Genomic DNA, 17,053 nt, shown 5'->3' with positions numbered 1-17,053 from the left:
GTAGGATGGGTTGAGCGAAGCGATACCCATCGCCTTCGCCACACGAATGATGGGTATCGCAAGCTCAACCCATCCTACGGTCACGGTACTCGCGAATCAGGCTTCTTCCATCACCACTACACGCTGCCCCGCCCGCACCGGCGAACCGGGCTGTACGCGCACCTCGCGGATCACCCCGTCGCGTGGCGCGGTGAGGGGGATTTCCATCTTCATCGACTCGAGGATCACCAGGATATCGCCGGCCTTCACGCTGGCGCCTTCCTCCACCTGCACCTGCCACAGATTCCCGGCGATATGGCTTTCGATGGCGTGCTGGCCGTCGCCGAGCGGAGCGTCGTCGCCGAGTTCCGGGGCCACGTCGTCGCTCTCGAAATGCGCCTGTCCCGAGGTGACCCAGCGTTCGCGCTCGGCGTTGAACGCGGCCTGCTGTTGGTTGCGGAAAGCGGCGATGCCTTCCGTTTCCTCCGTGAGGAACGCCTGGTAGTCGGCCAGGCACAGCTCGCTTTCCTCGATGCGCAGCGGATAACGGCCGAGCGGGAAGTCGCGGCGGATGCGCAGCAGTTCGTCGGCGCTTACCGGGTAGAAGCGGATCTGGTCGAAGAAGCGCAGCAGCCACGGCTTGCCGCCGAACGCCTCGACCGCGCGGTAGCGATTCCACATCTGCAGGGTGCGGCCGACGAACTGGTAGCCGCCGGGACCTTCCATGCCGTACACGCACATGTAGGCGCCGCCGATGCCCACCGAGTTCTCCGCCGTCCAGGTGCGCGCCGGGTTGTACTTGGTGGTGACCAGCCGGTGGCGCGGGTCCAGCGGCGTGGCGACCGGCGCGCCGAGGTAGACGTCGCCCAGGCCCATCACCAGATAGCTGGCGGCGAACACGGTGCGGTGGACCTCGTCGAGATTCGGCAGGTCGTTGATGCGGCGGATGAACTCCAGGTTGCTCGGGCACCAGGGCGCGTCCTTGCGCACCGTGGTCATGTACTTCTCGATGGCCAGCTGGCAGGCCGGATCGTCCCAGGACAGCGGCAGGTGGACGATGCGGGAGGGGACCTTGAGATCCTTCGCGGCGCACACCGCGTCCCAGAGGCCGGCGACGATATCGAGCAGCGTCTGCAGCGGCAGGGTTTCCGGCTGGTAGTGGACTTGCAGGGAGCGGATGCCCGGCGTCAGGTCGATCACGCCGGCGAGGTTCTTTGCTTCCAGCGCCTGCATCAGGGCATGGGCGCGGAAGCGCAGGACCAGGTCCAGCTCCGGCTGGCCGATTTCCAGCAGCAGGTGGGTGTCGCCGGAGAGGCGGGCGACCAGGCGGGTGTCGGCCTGGCCTATGTCCAGAACGATGGGCGTTGGGCGGCCCTCACCCCAACCCTCTCCCGGAGGGAGAGGGGGCTCTACGGTGCAGGTGGAAACTCCGTATTCCCCGGCGACTCCGGACAGCCCCCTCTCCCTCTGGGAGAGGGCGGGGGGTGAGGGTGTTAGGTCCAGCTCGGACTTCCGCCCCTTCGCCAATTCCCGCGCCGTGGCGATATCCACCGCCTCGAAGCGCACCTTGTCCCCCGCCTTCAACTGCCCCAACTGCCACAGGTCCGCCTCGATCACCGTCACCGGGCAGACGAAGCCGCCCAGGCTCGGGCCGTCCGGGCCGAGGATGACCGGCATGTCGCCGGTGAAGTCCACCGCGCCGATGGCATAGGGGTTGTCATGGATGTTCGACGGATGCAGGCCCGCCTCGCCGCCGCTGTCGCGCACCCATTCCGGCTTCGGGCCGATCAGGCGCACGCCGGTGCGGCTGGAGTTGAAGTGCACTTCCCAGTCGGTGGCGAAGAAGGTTTCGATATACGCCGGGGTGAAGTATTCCGGCGCGCCATGCGGACCGTAGATCACGCGGATGCGGCGCAGCGCCGGCAGCGGTTCGCAGAGTTCGGCGGGCAGGCTGGCGCCGGCTTTGGCGTTCTCCAGCGCCGGCAGATGCAGCACGTCGCCGGCACGCAGGGCGCGGCCGCCGTGGCCGCCGAACTGGCCGAGGGTGAAGGTGCTCTTGCTGCCCAGATAGTCCGGCAGCTGGATGCCGCCGCGCAGGCACAGGTAGCTGCGCGCGCCGGCGCCGGCGATTGTGCCCAGGCTCAGGGTGGAGCCGGCCGGGACGAACAGCGCGGCATTCATCGGCTGCGCGACCCCATCCAGGCTCAACGGAATCGGCGCGCCGGTCACGGCCACCACGGCATCGGTGTTGAAACGCAGGGTCGGGCCGCTCATGGTGATTTCCAGCGCGGCGGCGCCTTCCTCGTTGCCCAGCAGGCGATTGCCCAGGCGCAGCGCGCGATCATCCATCGGACCCGACGGCGGCACGCCCACCGCCCAGTAACCGAGGCGTCCGGGATAGTCCTGCACCGTGGTCTGGGTGCCGGCGGACAGCACCTCGAAAGTCGTCGCGTGGTAGCGCAGGTTCTCCAGGCAGCGGGTCCAGGGCGAACCGCTGGCGAAGGGCGCATCGGCGAGAATCTGCCGCAGGTAGTCGCGGTTGCATTCCACGCCGTAGAGCAGGCTGTCGGCCAGCGCCTTGTCCAGCGCCGCACTGGCGTCGCTGCGGGTCGGCGCCCAGGCGATCAGCTTGGCGATCATCGGATCGAAGAACGGCGGAATCTCGCAGCCGGCCTCGACCCAGGTGTCGATGCGCAGCGCCTTGCCATCGGCAGGCGGGAATTGCACGGCGGTGAGCAGGCCGGGGCAGGGCTGGAAGTCGCGGCCCGGGTCTTCCGCGTAGAGGCGCGCCTGGATCGCATGGCCAGCGGGTTTCAGGTTGGCTGCCAGTTCGGCCAGCGGCGGCAGGTCGCCGGCGGCCAGTTCGATCATCCAGCGCACCAGGTCGACGCCCCACACCTGTTCGGTAACGCCATGCTCGACCTGCAGGCGGGTGTTCACTTCGAGGAAGTAGAAGCGCTCGGCCTCGCTGTCGTAGACGAACTCGACGGTGCCGGCGCTGCGGTAGCTGACCGCCTTCGCCAGCTTGATCGCCGCCGCGCAGAGTTCTTCGGCCATGCCGGCCGGCAGGTTCGGTGCCGGGGTTTCCTCCAGCACCTTCTGGTTGCGCCGCTGCACCGAGCAGTCGCGCACGCCGAGGGCGATCACCTCGCCACGGCCGTCGCCGAACACCTGCACTTCCAGATGGCGGGCGCGCTGGATGTACTTCTCGATGAACACGCCGGCATCGCTGAAGTTGTTCTGCCCTAGGCGCTTCACCGCTTCGAAGGCATCGCTCAGCTCCGCCGCCGAACGGCACACGCGCATGCCGATGCCGCCACCGCCGGCAGTGCTTTTCAGCATCACCGGGTAGCCGACCTGCTCACCGGCCTTGAGTGCCGCGTCGAGGTTTTCCAGCAGTTCGGTGCCTTCCAGCATCGGTACGCCGTGCTGTTTGGCGAGGGCGCGGGCGGTGTGCTTGAGGCCGAATACGCGCAGCTGCTCCGGCGTCGGGCCGACGAAGGCGATACCGGCGGCTTCGCAGGCCTCGGCGAAGGCGGCGTTCTCTGAGAGGAAGCCGTAGCCAGGGTGGATCGCGGTGGCGCCGCTTTCGCGGGCGGCGGCGAGAATCTTGTCGACCACCAGATAAGTGCTGGCGGTGGGGCCTTCGCCGAGGCTGAAGGCTTCGTCGGCCTGCTGGATGTGCAGGCTGGCGGCGTCGGCTTCGGAGTAGACGGCGACGCCGCCTACGCGCAATTCATGAAGAGTACGCAGGATGCGGCAGGCGATGGCGCCGCGGTTGGCGATCAGGAGTTTTTCAAACATGGAGATTGCCCCATGCAGTGGCGGGCCGTCCCGCCGCTATTCGGTCTGCACCACGGTCGTCCGTGGAGGAAATCGTGTCCGGCGCTTCGTAGGTTGGCGCTGAGCTTGCGAAGCCCAACATCTGTCCGGCGTGGCACCGTTGGGCTTCGCTGCGCTCAGCGCCAACCTACGCATTGCCCCGATCGGCTCTGGCAGATCAGGAAGAGCCATTGGCGGAACGTCGTAGGGCGGGTGCAACCCGCCACCGGGCTCGCATGATTGGCGGGTTGCACCCGCCCTACGGGTCTCAATTCCATACCAGAAGCTCCGCAGGGGTCGGGTTGTAGGCGTTGCATGGGTTGTTCAGCTGCGGGCAGTTGGAGATCAGCACGATGACGTCCATGTGCGCGACCAGTTCGACGTACTTGCCGGCGCCGGAGATGCCGTCCTCGAAGGTCAGCCCGCCTTCGGCGGTGACCGGCACGTTCATGAAGAAGTTGATGTTGTGGCCGATATCCGCCTTGCTCAGGCGGCCGTCGTGCAGGCAGGCGCGCAGGAAGTTGTCGCGGCAGCTGTGCATGTAGCGCTTGTCCAGCGCGTAGCGCACGGTGTTGCTTTCCTGGGCGCAGGCGCCGCCGAGGGTGTCGTGGCGGCCGCAGGTGTCGGCGACGATGCTCAGCATCGGGTTGCCGAGGTTGGAATACAGCACGCTGCCGGTGCTCAGGTAGACGCGGCCCTGTTTGCGCAGGGTGCGCTGCACGTCGTAGCGCTCGCGCGGGTTGGCGGCGCTGTAGAACAGGGTGTCGACGGCCTGGTTGCCTTCCAGGTCGAGGATGCGCAGGGTCTGGCCGGCCTTGAGTTCGGTAAGGCTCGGTTCGCCGGCCGGGATGAAGGTACGCGAGACGGCGGCTTCGGGGTGTTTTTCGCTGTGGACGATGGTCATCTCGCGCTCCTCAGACGTACAGGCGTTCGGTGTTGTGGAAGCCGCGGCCGTTCTCCGGGCGCGAGGTGCGGCAGAGCACGCTGATGCCGTCGCTGTCGACCTTGTGCCAGGACAGGCCGATGGGCTTCGGCGCGTACTGCGGGTTCGGGTCCAGCGGGTGCTGCAGGGCGGTGAGCACCACCAGGGCGTCCATCGGTGCGTACAGTTCGACGTAGTCGCCAGCCTTGGAATTACCCGGGGCGAAGTGGAAGCAGCCGTCGTTGTCCACGTCCACGCGGCTGAACAGGTTCAGGCACATCAGCAGGTCCTGCAGGCGCATGTCCCACTTGCCCATTTCCACCAGCAGGTTGTCCACGCCGTTGCGGAAGTAGCCGTTGCGCAGTTCCTGGTAGCGGCCCTGGCCGTACTTCTCCAGCACCTCTTCGGCGTTCAGCACGCCGCCGAAGCTGTCGTGCCAGCCGCAGGTGTCGGCGGTGATGGCGGCCAGCACGCGGCCCATGTCGGAGTACAGGCAGTGGCCGCTGGTGAGCTTGGCGGTGTGCTGGCATTTCAGGCTGTCCGGCAGGTTCAGGCGCTCGCTCTTCTCGGCGGCGTTGAACAGCAGGACGCTGGCGTTGCCGCCGCCCTCGATGTCGGTCAGGCGCAGCAGCTGGCCGCGCTTGAGGACGAAGGAGGTGTGGCCGCCGCCGGGGACGGTTTCCTCGTAGAGCGTTGGGCGCAGGGCAAGGGAGGCAGTCATGTCGATCTCCTTTCAATAGGCGGGCGTGAGCACCGGCGGCGGACTGACGATGCGTTGCGGCAGCGCTTCGAAGGCGGCGCGGGCGGCCAGGCGGTCGGCGTTCAGCGGGATGTCGTAGGTGATGCGCGCGCCGTAGGCGTTCGGCGCGTGCGGGTCGTGGCGGACCTTGTCGAAGACCAGCAGGCGGGTGCCCAGGCTGAAGCCTTCGGAGAGGTCGTGGGTGACCATGAATACGGTGAGGCGGGTTTCCCGCCACAGGGCCAGCAGCAGTTCGTGCATGTCCTTGCGGATGCCCGGATCGAGGGCGCCGAAGGGCTCGTCGAGCAGCAGCACACGGGGTTTCATCACCAGTGCCTGGGCGATGGCGAGGCGCTGCTGCATGCCGCCGGAGAGCGCTGACGGATAGCGATCGAGCGCATGGCCGAGGCCGACCTTGTTCAGCAGCTCGGCAGCCTGCTCGCGGGCCTCGCGCTTGGCTGTGCCGAACAGCCGGCCGAGCAGCGTCGAGCGCGGCAGTTCCAGGCCGAGGGCGACGTTGTCCAGCACCGACAGGTGCGGGAACACCGAGTAGCGCTGGAATACCACGCCCCGGCTCGGGTCCGGTTCGCCGGGCAGCGGCTGGCCGTCGAGGAGGATTTCGCCGCGGCTCGGACGTTCCTGTCCCAGCAGCATGCGCAGGAAGGTGGACTTGCCGCAGCCGGAGGCGCCGACCAGGGTGCAGAACTCGCCTTCCTCAACTTGCAGATTCAGGCGTTCGAGAATCACGTTGTCGTCGTATTGCTGCCAGACATTCTTCACGTCGATGAAGCTCATGCCTTGCCTCCTTCGTACCAGGGGAACGCCTTGCGGGTGAGCAGGCGCAGGCCGTAGTCGAGCAGCCAGGCGAGCAGGGTGATCCACACCACGTAGGGGAGGATCACGTCCATCGCCAGGTAGCGGCGCACGAGGAAGATGCGGTAGCCGAGGCCGTTGGTGGAGGCGATGGCCTCGGCGGCGATCAGGTAGAGCCAGGCCGAGCCGAGCATCAGTCGCAGCGAGATCAGCAGGCGCGGCAGCAGTTGCGGCAGCACCACGCGGAGGATCAGCGTCCAGGTGTTGGCGCCGAGGGTCTGTGCCTTGATCAGCAGCTCGCGGGGGATTTCCCGGGCGCGCTGCTCGATGTCGCGGGCGATGCAGGGCGTGATGCCGATGACGATCAGCACCACCTTGGACAGCTCGCCAAGACCGAACACGATGAACAGGATCGGCAGGATCGCCAGCGGCGGAATCATCGACAGCACCGCCAGCAGCGGCGACAGCGGCGCGCCGAACAGCGGCACGCTGCCCGCGGCGATGCCCAGCACCAGGCCGAGCAGGGCGGCTATGCCGAGGCCGAGGCCCAGGCGGGTCAGGCTGGAGGCGCTGTCCTTCCAGAACAGCACGTCGCCGCTGCGCTTGTCTTCGCTGAAGGCCAGGCGGTTCACCGCATCGGCCATCTGCACGGCGCTGGGCAGCAGCTTGTCGTTGGGGTTCTCCGCCAGCCGGCTGGCCGAGCCGCTGAAGTAGGCGAACAGCAGCAGGGCGAAGGGCAGCAGCACGAGGAACAGGCGGCTGCTGCGGTCGGGGTTGCGGTTGATCAGGCGCATAGTCCTTACCTTGTAGGAGCCAGCTTGCTGGCGATCCGCGGGTTCATTCGGCATCGGCGTGGCCGGTGGGGTCGGTGATCGCCAGCAAGCTGGCTCCTACGAAAAGCCGGTCAAAGTCGTAGGGCGGGTGAAACCCGCCTTGGGGCACGTGGCGGGTTGCACCCGCCCTACGGTCGGTTACAGCTTCCCTTCGGCCGCCATCTGCACGTAGGTCGGATCGAAGCGCAGCTTGAGGTTGCCCTGGTCGCCGCTGGCGAGGCCGTTGGCGAAGCTCATGCCGACCGCGCCGGCATCCTGTGCACCTTCGCCGAGCAGGCCGTGTTCGAAGGAGAACTGCGCGACCATCTCCATCATCTTCGGCAGTTGCGGATCGGTGGCGAAGGCCAGTGCTTCCTGCGGCGTGTAGAACAGCTTGGTGGTGGCCAGTTGCGCCTGGTAGCCGGCGAGGTCGGTGCCGGAGGTCTTGGCCATGTGTTCCAGCGCAGCCTTGCCTTCGGCGCTGTCGCCGCTCATCAGCGCCAGGGTTTCGAACCAGGCACCGGTCAGCGCCTTGCCGAGGGCCGGGTTGTCCTTCAGGGTCTGCGAGTTCACCACCATCATGTCCATGATCTCGCCGGGGATCTGGCTGGAGTCGAACACCTGGGTGGCACCGGGCTTGGCGGTGATTTCCGCGAGCATCGGGTTCCAGGTGGCGACGGCCTGCACGTCATTGGTGTCGTAGGCGGCGGCGACGTCGGCGTCGGAGGTGTTCACCACCTTCACGTCCTTCTCGCTCATGCCGGCCTTTTCCAGGGCGCGGGCGAGGAAGTAGTGGGAGACGGATAGCTCGACCAGGTTGATCGGCATGCCCTTGAGGTCGGCGAGGGTCTTGCCTTCGCCCTTGATCACCAGGCCGTCGTTACCGTTGGAGAAGTCGCCGATGATCAGCGCGGTGGAATCCACGCCACCGGCGGCGGGGATGGTCAGGGCATCCATGTTGGTCATGGCGCAGCCGTCGAACTGGCCGGCGGTGTACTGGTTGATCGACTCGATGTAGTCGTTGAGCTGGGTGACCTTGATCTCGATGCCGTACTTCTTCGCCCACTTGTCGACGATGCCGTGGCTGGCGGCGTATTCCCACGGCATCCAGCCGGCGTAGATGGTCCAGCAGAGGTCGAAGTTCTTCTTCGGCGCGGCGCCGGCGGAGAGGCTGAGAGCGGCGAGGCCGGCGGCCAGCAGGGCGGTCAGGCGGGACTTGCGCATGGGAGAATCTCCAGTTCGATTGTCGGGCGGGCAGGAGTCGGCGGCGCATGGCGCTCTCGTCTCCCGGGCTTTTGTCCCGCCGTGTAACCTCGCTGGAGGTCGATAGCTCTCGGACCAGTCACTCGCCACGCGAGCCGGAACCCTAGCCATCCATTTTTCGTTCTGTCGTGGTGCCGCTTTGGACCCGGCGGACCGGGGCGGCTCCTGCACGCCAATCACTTAGCGAGCGGCGTGCCAATTCTCCGTAATGCCCGTTCCAGAGCGGTTCGTGGTTTCTTGCGGCTGCGGATGAGGGCTGTGCATGCCCTCAAATGATGCGTCCCTGCCGCATCCCGGTGCGCGGGCGGATACGCCGAAACGCCCGGGAAGTTCCGTCTCGATTATGTAAATTGATGATTTACAAAGGATTTACCTTGGGGTGCGGCACCCGCTGGAGACGCCCGGGTCTGATCCTGTGAGTCCGACAAGCCATAGCCCTGCACTCCCGCACGGCAGCCGGACCCAGGAGGCGCCATGCGTCGCATACTCGCTGCAATACTGCTGTTCCTTCCCCTGACCGGCTGCGTGGTCCACGAGCACGATCACTACCGCGACAGAGACCGCGATCGCGGCTGGCGCGGTGGGCAGCACTATCATCGTTCGGCGCCGCCGCCGGGTTACTACAAGCGGGATCGCGACCGGGACTGGGATCGTGGCCGCAACTACCGCTGGCGTTGATGTAGGTTGGCGCTGAGCGCAGCGAAGCCCAACGATGCCAACGCGGAGCAGCCTTCGTAGGTTGGCGCTGAACGCAGTGAAGCCCAACAATGCGAAGCCCAACACCGTGCGATGTTGGGCTTCGCAGGCTCAGCGCCAACCTACGTTAGGAGTTGAAGAGCTTCTGCACCGAGGAGAAGTCCTTCTCCGCGAAGCCCTGCTTGAGCAGCATGCGGTACAGGCTGAGCGCTAGGCTGCCCATCGGCGTGCTGTTGCCGCTGACCTGCGCGGTTTCCTGGGCCAGGCCGAGGTCCTTGGCCATCAGCGCGGACATGAAGCCGCCCTCGTATTCGCGCGAGGCGGGGGCGTTTTCCATCACGCCGGGCCACGGGTTGTAGACCTCCAGCGCCCAGTTGCCGCCGGAGCTACGGCGCATGATCTCCGACAGCACCTTCGGGTCGAGTCCGTTGGCGACGCCCAACGCGAGGGATTCGGCGGTGCCGATCATCAGGACGGCGAGCAACTGGTTGTTGCACACCTTGGCGACCTGCCCGGCGCCGTCGCCGCCGGCATGGAAGATATTGCGGCCCATGGCTTCGAACACCGGCCGGGCCTTTTCCAGCACCGCTTCGTCGCCGCCGACCATGAAGGTCAGGGTGCCGGCCGCCGCGCCTGCCGTGCCGCCTGAAACCGGCGCGTCGAGCATCTCGATGCCGCGTTCGGCGGCGTCATGGTGGACCTTGCGCGCCGACACCGGGGCGATGGTCGAGCACTCCAGCACCAGGGTGCCGGGAGCGATGTGCGCCAGCAGGCCTTCGTCGCCGAGGTAGAGGCTTTCCACATGGTGGCTGGCTGGCAGCATGCTGATCACCACGTCGGCGCCCTGCACCGCGTCGCGGGCACTCCGGGCGGCGCTGGCGCCCTGGGCGACGGCGGTGTCGATGGCGCTCTGCACCAGATCGAACACGCGCAGCAGGTAGCCGGCCTTGAGCAGGTTGGCGGCCATGGGCGCGCCCATGTGGCCGAGTCCGAGGAAGGCGATCTGTTTCATCTTCGTTCTCCTGTCAGGTAGGAGAAGTGTAGATAGCTGGCCGGAGGACGAGGGGCATGGCCCGCTGGTATGTCGTAGGGCGGGTGAAACCCGCCATTGCGGTTGTTTGCGTATTGGCGGGTTGCACCCGCCCTACACCGGCGGATCGTAGGGTGGAAAACGGCGAAGCGGATGGCCGCCCCGCCTTTCCACCGTCGACGTTCGCTCAGGCGGATCAGAGATCCGCCAGCGGATGCTCTCCCTCCCACGTCGGCGCGAAATGCGCTTCGATCACCGCCGCCGGAATGGCCGTCACGTCCGGCCAGTGCCAGTTCGGCTTGTTGTCCTTGTCGATCAGCCGGGCGCGCACGCCTTCCGGGAACTCTGGGTGGCGGCAGCAGTTCAGGCTCATCGCGTATTCCATGCGGAATACCTCGGCGGTGGACAGGTGACGGGCGCGACGGATCTGCTCCCAGACCAGATGCGCGGTCAGCGGGCAGCCAGCTTTGAGGGTCGAGGCGCCACGGGCGATCAGCGGGTCGGCGTCGTCGACGCAGGCAACCAGTGCCTGCCAGGCATCGGCCAGGTTGGCGCAATCCAGCAGCGCATCGATGCGTTCGCGGCGTGGCAGCAACTGGGCTTCCGGCAGTTCGGCGCGGGCCTCGTGTTCCAGCGCCTTGAGCAGGCTGTGCAGTTGCACGTCGGCCTGTTCCTGCCAGTTCAGTTGCACCAGCCCTTCGAGCAGGTCGTCCTGCTGCGAATCGAGCAGGAAGCGGTCGGCCAGGTCGAGGTCGAGGGCGTCGCGGGCGTTCATCTGCGTGGTGGTGAGGCCGAGGAACAGGCCGAGCTTGCCGGGCAGGCGGGCGAGGAACCAGCTGGCGCCGACGTCCGGATACAGGCCGATGTTCATCTCCGGCATCGACAGCCGGCTCGACGGGGTGACGATGCGCACGCCGGAGCCCTGCATCAGGCCCATGCCGCCGCCCATCACGTAGCCGTGGGCCCAGCAGATCAGCGGCTTCGGATAGGCGTGGATGGCGTAGTCGAGGCGGTATTCGTCGGCGAAGAAGCGGCGGGCGAGGGCGGGGACTTCGCCCGGATGCTCGCGGCAGGCATCGACCAGCTTGCGCACGTCGCCGCCGGCGCAGAAGGCCTTGGCGCCGTTGCCGCGCAGCACTACGCAGGCGATCTGCGGGTCCTTCGCCCAGGCGCCAAGGCGTTCGGCCAGCGCCTCGATCATCGGCAGGCTGAGGGCGTTCAGGCTCTTCTCGGCGTCCAGGGTGGCGACGCCGATGCGGAAGCCGTGGAGGCTGGGGCGTTCTTCGAACACTACGTTCATGCTGTCAGCCTCGTCGTTACTTGTTGCGCCATTGCGGTTCGCGTTTTTCCAGGAAGGCGTTGACGCCCTCGCGGGTGTCCTCGGCGTCGAACAGATCGACGAAGCGCTCGCGCTCCTCCGGCAGCCAGCTGTTCGGGCCGCGCTCGCGGGCGCCCTGGATCAGCGGTTTGATGGTGCGCACCGACACCGGGCTCTGCCGCGCCACCTTGGCCGCCAGCAGCAGGGCGGTGCCGCGCGCTTCGCCGCTGTCCACCACCTGCTCGACCAGGCCGATGCGCAGCGCGGTCTCGGCGTCGATGCGCTCGCCGCAGAGGATCATGCGCTTGGCCCAGCCTTCGCCGACCAGCCAGGACAGCGCCTGGGTGCCGCCGGCGCAAGGCAGCAGGCCGACCGCGGCTTCCGGCAGGGCCATCTGCGCCTGGCGCTCGGCGATGCGGATGTCGCAGGCCAGCGCGCATTCCAGCCCACCGCCCATGGCGTAGCCGTTGATCGCGGCGATGGACACGCCACGGAAGTCGCGCAGGGTTTCGAAGGCCTCGCCGAAGCGGCGCGCCATCTCGCGGGCGCGGGCCTTGTCGCCGTCGGCGAACATGTTCAGGTCGGCGCCGGCGGAGAAGAATTTCGGGCCCTGGCCGGTGACCACCAGGGCGTAGATGTCATCGTCGCGGTTGAGATGCTCGACGACCTGGCGCAGGCCGATCAGCGATTCGCGGTCCCAGGTGTTGGCCGGCGGATGGTTGATGGTGATCAGCGCGGTGTGGCCGTGCTTTTCCACGGTCAGCTTGTGGGTGAGGTCGAAGACGCCGGGCTTGTAGGGTTCGACGGCATTGCTCATGACATTCTCCTGGTCTCGTGGCCGCGCCGGGCGCGGGCAGGGTAGTGTTTGCGACTGTAGGCAGCGGGTGGCTGCCGGTCTATGTCCGATCTGTCCAGATTCGCCAGCACGCGGCGGGCGGTTTTTCCAGTGACTCGTAGGTTGGTGCTGAACGCAGTGAAGCCCAACATCGGTGTTGGGCTTCGCAGGCTCAGCCCAACCTACGGAAAAGCCCGCAGGGCGTTACAACAACCGATCCAGCATCCCACCCTGGTCCAGCAGGCGGCGGGCGACGATCACGCGCATGATCTCGTTGGTGCCTTCGAGTATCTGGTGCACGCGGCTGTCGCGCACCCAGCGCTCCAGCGGGTAGTCGTTCAGGTAGCCGTAGCCGCCGTGCAGTTGCAGCGCCTCGTTGCACAGGGCGAAGCAGCGGTCGGTGGCGAAGCGCTTGGCCATCGCGCAGTACAGCGTCGCCTCGCCGTCCTTGTGGTCCAGCTTGTGCGCGGCCAGGCGGACCATCTGCCGGCTGGCGGTGAGGTCGGTGAGCATGTCGGCGAGCTTGAACTGCAGTGCCTGGAACTCGGCCAGTGCCTTGCCGAACTGCTTGCGTTCCTCGACATAGCGCAGCGACTGCTCCAGCGCGGCCTGGGCGGCGCCGAGGGAGCAGCTGGCGATGTTCAGGCGGCCGCCGTCCAGCCCCTTCATGGCATAGATGAAGCCCTGGCCTTCCGGGCCGATGCGGTTGCCCGCCGGGATGCGCACGCCCTCGAAGGTGATGGTGCGGGTCGGTTGGGCCTTCCAGCCCATCTTGTCCTCGTTGCGGCCGTAGCGGATGCCCTCGGCCATCGCCGGCACCAGGAAGCAGGAGATGCCCTTGGGGCCGTCCTCGCCGGTGCGCGCCATGACGATCAGCACGTCGGTGCTGCCGGCGCCGGAGATGAAGGTCTTGGCGCCATCCAGCACGTATTCGTCGCCCTCACGGCGGGCGCGGGTGCGCAGGCGCGCGGCGTCGGAGCCGGCATCCGGTTCGGTCAGGCAGTAGGAGGCGAGCAGTTCGCCGCCGATCAGGCCGGGCAGCCATTGCTCCTTCAGCGCCGCATCGCCGAACGTGGCGAGCATCCAGCTGGCCATGTTGTGGATGGTGATGTAGGCGGTGGTGGCGACGCAGCCGGCGGCCAACTGTTCGAAGATCAGCGACGAGGACAGCCGCGACAGGCCCAGCCCGCCGTCGTCCTCGCCGATGTACAGGCCGAGGTAGCCCTGCTCGGCGGCGCGGCGGATCACGTCCACCGGGAAGTGATGCTGGCGGTCCCAGTCCGCGGCGTGCGGCGCCAGCTCGTGGGCGGCGAAGGCGCGGGCGCTGTCCACCAGCAGGCGTTGTTCCTCGGTAAGGTCGAAATTCATGCAGCTTCCTCTTTCTTGTTCATAGGCGATGCACTCGCCGGCTTATTTCAAATGGATGGTCATGTTCGGCCCGCTGACCGGCGAATCGTCGAACCAGCGGGTGGTCACCGTCTTGGTCTCGCTGTAGAAGCGCACCGCCTGCTTGCCGTAGGCGTGCAGGTCGCCATAGAAGGAGCCTTTCCAGCCAGTGAAGGAGAAGAACGGCAGCGGCACCGGGATCGGCACGTTGATGCCCACCTGGCCGACTTCCACCGCGTGCTGGTAGTGCCGCGCGGCGCCGCCGGAGCGGGTGAACAGGCTGGTGCCGTTGCCGTACGGGTTGGCGTTGACCAGGGCGATGGCCTCGTCGAGGGTGTCGACTTCCAGGCAGATCAGCACCGGGCCGAAGATTTCCTCGCGGTAGATGGTCATCTTTGGCGTCACCCCGCGGAACAGTGTCGGGCCGAGCCAGTTGCCGTCCGGGAAGCCTTCCACCCGGCACTGCGAACCGTCGAGCAGGCATTCGGCGCCTTCCGCCTTGCCTTCGGCGATCAGGCGCAGCACGCGCTGCTTTGCCTGCGGGCTGATCAGCGGGCCGTAGGAAGCGCCCTGGTCCTTCCAGTGGCCGGGCCTGAGTTCGGCCATGCGTTCGGCCAGGTCCGGAATCCACTCGCGCGACTCGCCGACGAACACCGCCGTGCTGATCGCCATGCAGCGCTGGCCGGCGGCGCCGCAACTGGAGCCTATCAGGTTGCTGATCACCTGGTCCTTGTGCGCGTCGGGGAGGATCACCATATGGTTCTTCGCCCCGGCGAAGGCCTGCACGCGCTTCAGGTGCGCGGTGCCGGTGCGGTAGACGTGCTGGCCGACCGCGACCGAGCCGACGAAGGAGATGGCGCGGATGTCCGGGTGGGTGAGCAGGGCGTCGACCTGTTCGCGGCCGCCGTGGATCACCTGCAGCACGCCCTTCGGCGCACCGGCCTCGATGAACAGCTCGGCCAGCCAGTTGGGCGTCAGCGGGTCCTGCTCGGAGGGCTTGAGGACGAAGGTGTTGCCGCAGGCGATGGCCATCGGGAACATCCACAGCGGGATCATCGCCGGGAAGTTGAACGGGGTGATCCCGGCGCACACGCCGAGCGGCTGGACCCAGCTGGCGGTGTCGATGTCGCGGGCGACGTTTTCCACCGTCTCGCCCATCATCAGGCTGGCGACGTTGGCGGCGTGCTCGACCACCTCGATGCCGCGCCAGATATCGCCCTTGGCGTCAGCGAAATTCTTGCCGGTCTCGCTGGCAAGCAGTTCGGCCAGGTCGTCGTGGTTTTCCTTGAGCAACTGCTGGAAGCGCAGCATCAGCCGCGCGCGCTCGGGAACCGGCACTTCGCGCCATTCGAGGAAGGCCTGGCGGGCGCTGGCCACGGCGGCCTCGATTTCCTCGGTGGTGGCCTTGGGCGCCAGGGCCAGCACTTCCTGGGTCGCCGGGTCGGTGGCTTCGATCAGCTCGCGGGAGCGACTCTGACGCCACTCGCCGTCGATCAGCAGGGGAATGGTCCTGGCCATGGCAGCCTTCCTTCCCGGTTAGCCGGGTATTGTCATTCGCGGGAATACGCCTGCAGGCGCTTTGTTGTTGTTTATAGCCGGCCCGGAGAGCGATGTGGATTGACGATCTTGCGTCATGGATGGACGATCTTGCTGTTGCAAAGGTTTCCGGAGACTCGCCTGCCATGGCCCGCAGCCCCCTCACATCCACCTGGCCGCTGCCGCAGGACGGCGTGCGCTTCATCACTCCACCGCGCCTGCGCCGTGCCCTGGCGCGGCACCCGCTGGGGCAGGGCTGCTATCCGCTGGCGCTGGGGTACTACCCGAGCGCCAGCGGGCACCGCATGGAGCGGCAGGCGCCGGACGACTACCTGATGATCTACTGCCGCTCCGGACAGGGCTGGCTGGAAACGCCGGATGGACGATTAGAGGTGGCGGGAGGCGATCTTCTGCTGCTGCCGAAAGGCCAGCCGCATGTCTATGGCGCCGATGAGCGGCGTCCCTGGTCGATCTTCTGGATACATCTGGACGGCACGCTGATCGAGGAATACCTGCGCCCGCTGGGCAAGGCGCCGCGCCTGCGCATCGGCGTACAGCCACGCCTGCTCAGCGAGTTCGATGCGCTGCTGGCGCTGCGCCGCCAGGGCCTCAGCCTGCCGCACTTCATCCACGCCGCACACCTGCTGCAGAGCCTGCTGACCTCGCTGGCGCTACGTCCGGTGCGGGCCAGCCTGAAGTCCGGGCGGGTGCTGGATATAGAAGCGGTGCAGGCGATGATGCGCGACCACCTGCACGATGCCCTCAACCTCGACGACCTGGCGGCGCGCTTCAAGCTGTCGCGCTTCCACTTCGCCAAGACCTACCGCGCGCTCACCGGCCAGGCGCCGATCCAGGACTTCATCCGGCTGAAGATGGCCCACGCCTGCCGACTGCTCGACGAGGGCAACCTGGAAGTGCGCCAGGTCGCCGAGCAACTCGGCTATGCCGATCCGTACTACTTCTCGCGGCTGTTCAAGCGCGTGGTAGGAATGGCGCCGACCCATTACCGGGCGCTGCACCAGGGCTGACAGACATTCTGCTGCCGAGCAGCAGTCGCCAGCGCGCCAGTCCATCGACCAGCGTTTCGACGAGCTGGGATGGATCGCGCGGCAGGCCCGGGCAGGTTTCGCGCAGGCGCTGGAAGGCGGGGAGGGTGGCCAGCGGCTGTTCGTCCACCGGCGCGGCGAGATGGCTGGCGACCTGCACCAGATCGGCCAGGTCAGCCTTGCCGATATGCTCGCGCGGCCAGTTCCGTCGATGACGCGCGCATTCAATCATCACCGTGGGCAGCTTCCAGACGGTCATCACCACCACGCCGACATCGCCGGAAAGGTGCTCGCAGAGTTCATGCAGGGCGGCTTCCCCACGGGGCTTCTGCGGCCATCTCTCCAGTTCGGCGAGCAGCGGCAGGCTGCCGACATCCTGCAGCAGGCCGGCGAGCAGGGCGTCATCGACTTCCGCCAGCCCGCTCGCCTCGGCCAGCGCGGCGGCGTAGGCGGCGCGTTCCAGCGCAGCCTTCCAGCGGGCGCGGAAGACGCGCTGCAGTGCAGGTTCCTTGCCGATGAACAGGTTGCGCATGCCGAAGCACAGCACCAGGTTGTGCAGCCTGCGCGTGCCCAGGCGGCTGAGGATGTCGCGCAGCGACGTGCACGGGCGGAATCCCAGCAGCAGCGGGCTTTCGGCATATTGCATGAGCCAGGCGGTCAGCGGCGGATCGCTGTTGATGGTGCGGGCCAGGCGTTCCAGCGAGGCATGCGGGTCGTTCAGCAGGCGACGCACGCGCAGCAGGGACTCCGGCATCTGCGGGACTTTCGCTTCGCCCTTGAGGAAGCGGTTGTACAGAGCGAACCGCAGGGCTTCAGGGGCGAGTGACGTGTTGGGCGCTTCCATTCGGCTCTTCAC

14 protein-coding genes and 1 riboswitch are annotated in these 17,053 nt (G+C 67.1%); of the genes, 2 read left to right on the top strand and 12 right to left on the bottom strand.

The features are described from left to right. Positions 1-96: 96 nt before the first annotated feature. From uca to JFY56_RS18895, 6 genes are all read right to left on the bottom strand, one after another. Positions 97-3,783: an urea carboxylase gene (gene uca, locus JFY56_RS18920; protein WP_208315582.1), complete on the bottom strand. Its 3,687-nt coding sequence runs from the start codon at positions 3,781-3,783 to the stop codon at positions 97-99. A 286-nt stretch (positions 3,784-4,069) separates the two neighbouring features. Continuing rightward, positions 4,070-4,705: an urea amidolyase associated protein UAAP2 gene (locus JFY56_RS18915; protein ID WP_208315581.1), complete on the bottom strand. Its 636-nt coding sequence runs from the start codon at positions 4,703-4,705 to the stop codon at positions 4,070-4,072. A 10-nt stretch (positions 4,706-4,715) separates the two neighbouring features. After that, entirely contained in the window at positions 4,716-5,444 is a 729-nt protein-coding gene (locus JFY56_RS18910; protein ID WP_208315580.1) for an urea amidolyase associated protein UAAP1, read from the bottom strand. A 12-nt stretch (positions 5,445-5,456) separates the two neighbouring features. Then, positions 5,457-6,257, bottom strand: coding sequence for an ABC transporter ATP-binding protein (locus JFY56_RS18905; RefSeq protein ID WP_208315579.1), 801 nt, complete (start codon positions 6,255-6,257; stop codon positions 5,457-5,459). Then, complete coding sequence (locus tag JFY56_RS18900; protein ID WP_208315578.1) at positions 6,254-7,069, bottom strand: ABC transporter permease; 816 nt, start codon at positions 7,067-7,069, stop codon at positions 6,254-6,256. The genes JFY56_RS18905 and JFY56_RS18900 overlap by 4 nt, the downstream gene beginning before the upstream one ends. 177 nt (positions 7,070-7,246) lie before the next feature. Next, positions 7,247-8,311 (bottom strand): putative urea ABC transporter substrate-binding protein, encoded by a 1,065-nt coding sequence (locus JFY56_RS18895; protein WP_208315577.1) that lies wholly within the window; start codon positions 8,309-8,311, stop codon positions 7,247-7,249. A gap of 58 nt (positions 8,312-8,369) precedes the next feature. Then, positions 8,370-8,468: riboswitch (guanidine-I (ykkC/yxkD leader) on the bottom strand. 356 nt (positions 8,469-8,824) lie between these two features. On the opposite strand from JFY56_RS18895, the gene JFY56_RS18890 reads away from it, so the two are divergent. Continuing rightward, positions 8,825-9,028, top strand: coding sequence for a hypothetical protein (locus JFY56_RS18890; RefSeq protein WP_208315576.1), 204 nt, complete (start codon positions 8,825-8,827; stop codon positions 9,026-9,028). 145 nt (positions 9,029-9,173) lie between these two features. On the opposite strand, the gene mmsB is transcribed toward JFY56_RS18890, so the two are convergent. The 5 genes from mmsB to JFY56_RS18865 all read right to left on the bottom strand — a co-directional run bounded on the left by mmsB (position 9,174) and on the right by JFY56_RS18865 (position 15,133). Next, a complete protein-coding gene (gene mmsB / locus JFY56_RS18885; protein WP_208315575.1) occupies positions 9,174-10,058 on the bottom strand; it encodes a 3-hydroxyisobutyrate dehydrogenase in 885 nt (294 codons plus the stop codon). Between the two features lie 214 nt (positions 10,059-10,272). Further along, complete coding sequence (locus tag JFY56_RS18880) at positions 10,273-11,376, bottom strand: enoyl-CoA hydratase/isomerase family protein (protein WP_208315573.1); 1,104 nt, start codon at positions 11,374-11,376, stop codon at positions 10,273-10,275. 16 nt (positions 11,377-11,392) lie between these two features. Further along, positions 11,393-12,211 (bottom strand): enoyl-CoA hydratase, encoded by an 819-nt coding sequence (locus JFY56_RS18875; RefSeq protein WP_208315571.1) that lies wholly within the window; start codon positions 12,209-12,211, stop codon positions 11,393-11,395. Positions 12,212-12,433: 222 nt separating this feature from the next. Next, positions 12,434-13,597, bottom strand: coding sequence for an acyl-CoA dehydrogenase family protein (locus tag JFY56_RS18870; RefSeq protein WP_208315570.1), 1,164 nt, complete (start codon positions 13,595-13,597; stop codon positions 12,434-12,436). A 42-nt stretch (positions 13,598-13,639) separates the two neighbouring features. Next, on the bottom strand, positions 13,640-15,133 hold the full coding sequence (locus JFY56_RS18865; protein WP_208315566.1) for a CoA-acylating methylmalonate-semialdehyde dehydrogenase: 1,494 nt from the start codon (positions 15,131-15,133) through the stop codon (positions 13,640-13,642). 164 nt (positions 15,134-15,297) lie between these two features. On the opposite strand from JFY56_RS18865, the gene JFY56_RS18860 reads away from it, so the two are divergent. Next, entirely contained in the window at positions 15,298-16,179 is an 882-nt protein-coding gene (locus JFY56_RS18860; RefSeq protein WP_208315564.1) for an AraC family transcriptional regulator, read from the top strand. Here the strand turns inward: JFY56_RS18860 and JFY56_RS18855 are convergent. Next, entirely contained in the window at positions 16,124-17,041 is a 918-nt protein-coding gene (locus JFY56_RS18855; RefSeq protein WP_208315562.1) for an HDOD domain-containing protein, read from the bottom strand. The genes JFY56_RS18860 and JFY56_RS18855 overlap by 56 nt on opposite strands. Between the last annotated feature and the right edge of the window lie 12 nt (positions 17,042-17,053).

This window comes from Pseudomonas schmalbachii (assembly GCF_017589465.1).
GTDB classification, from domain to species: domain Bacteria; phylum Pseudomonadota; class Gammaproteobacteria; order Pseudomonadales; family Pseudomonadaceae; genus Pseudomonas; species Pseudomonas schmalbachii.
This window is presented reverse-complemented; position numbering and strand designations above follow the sequence as displayed.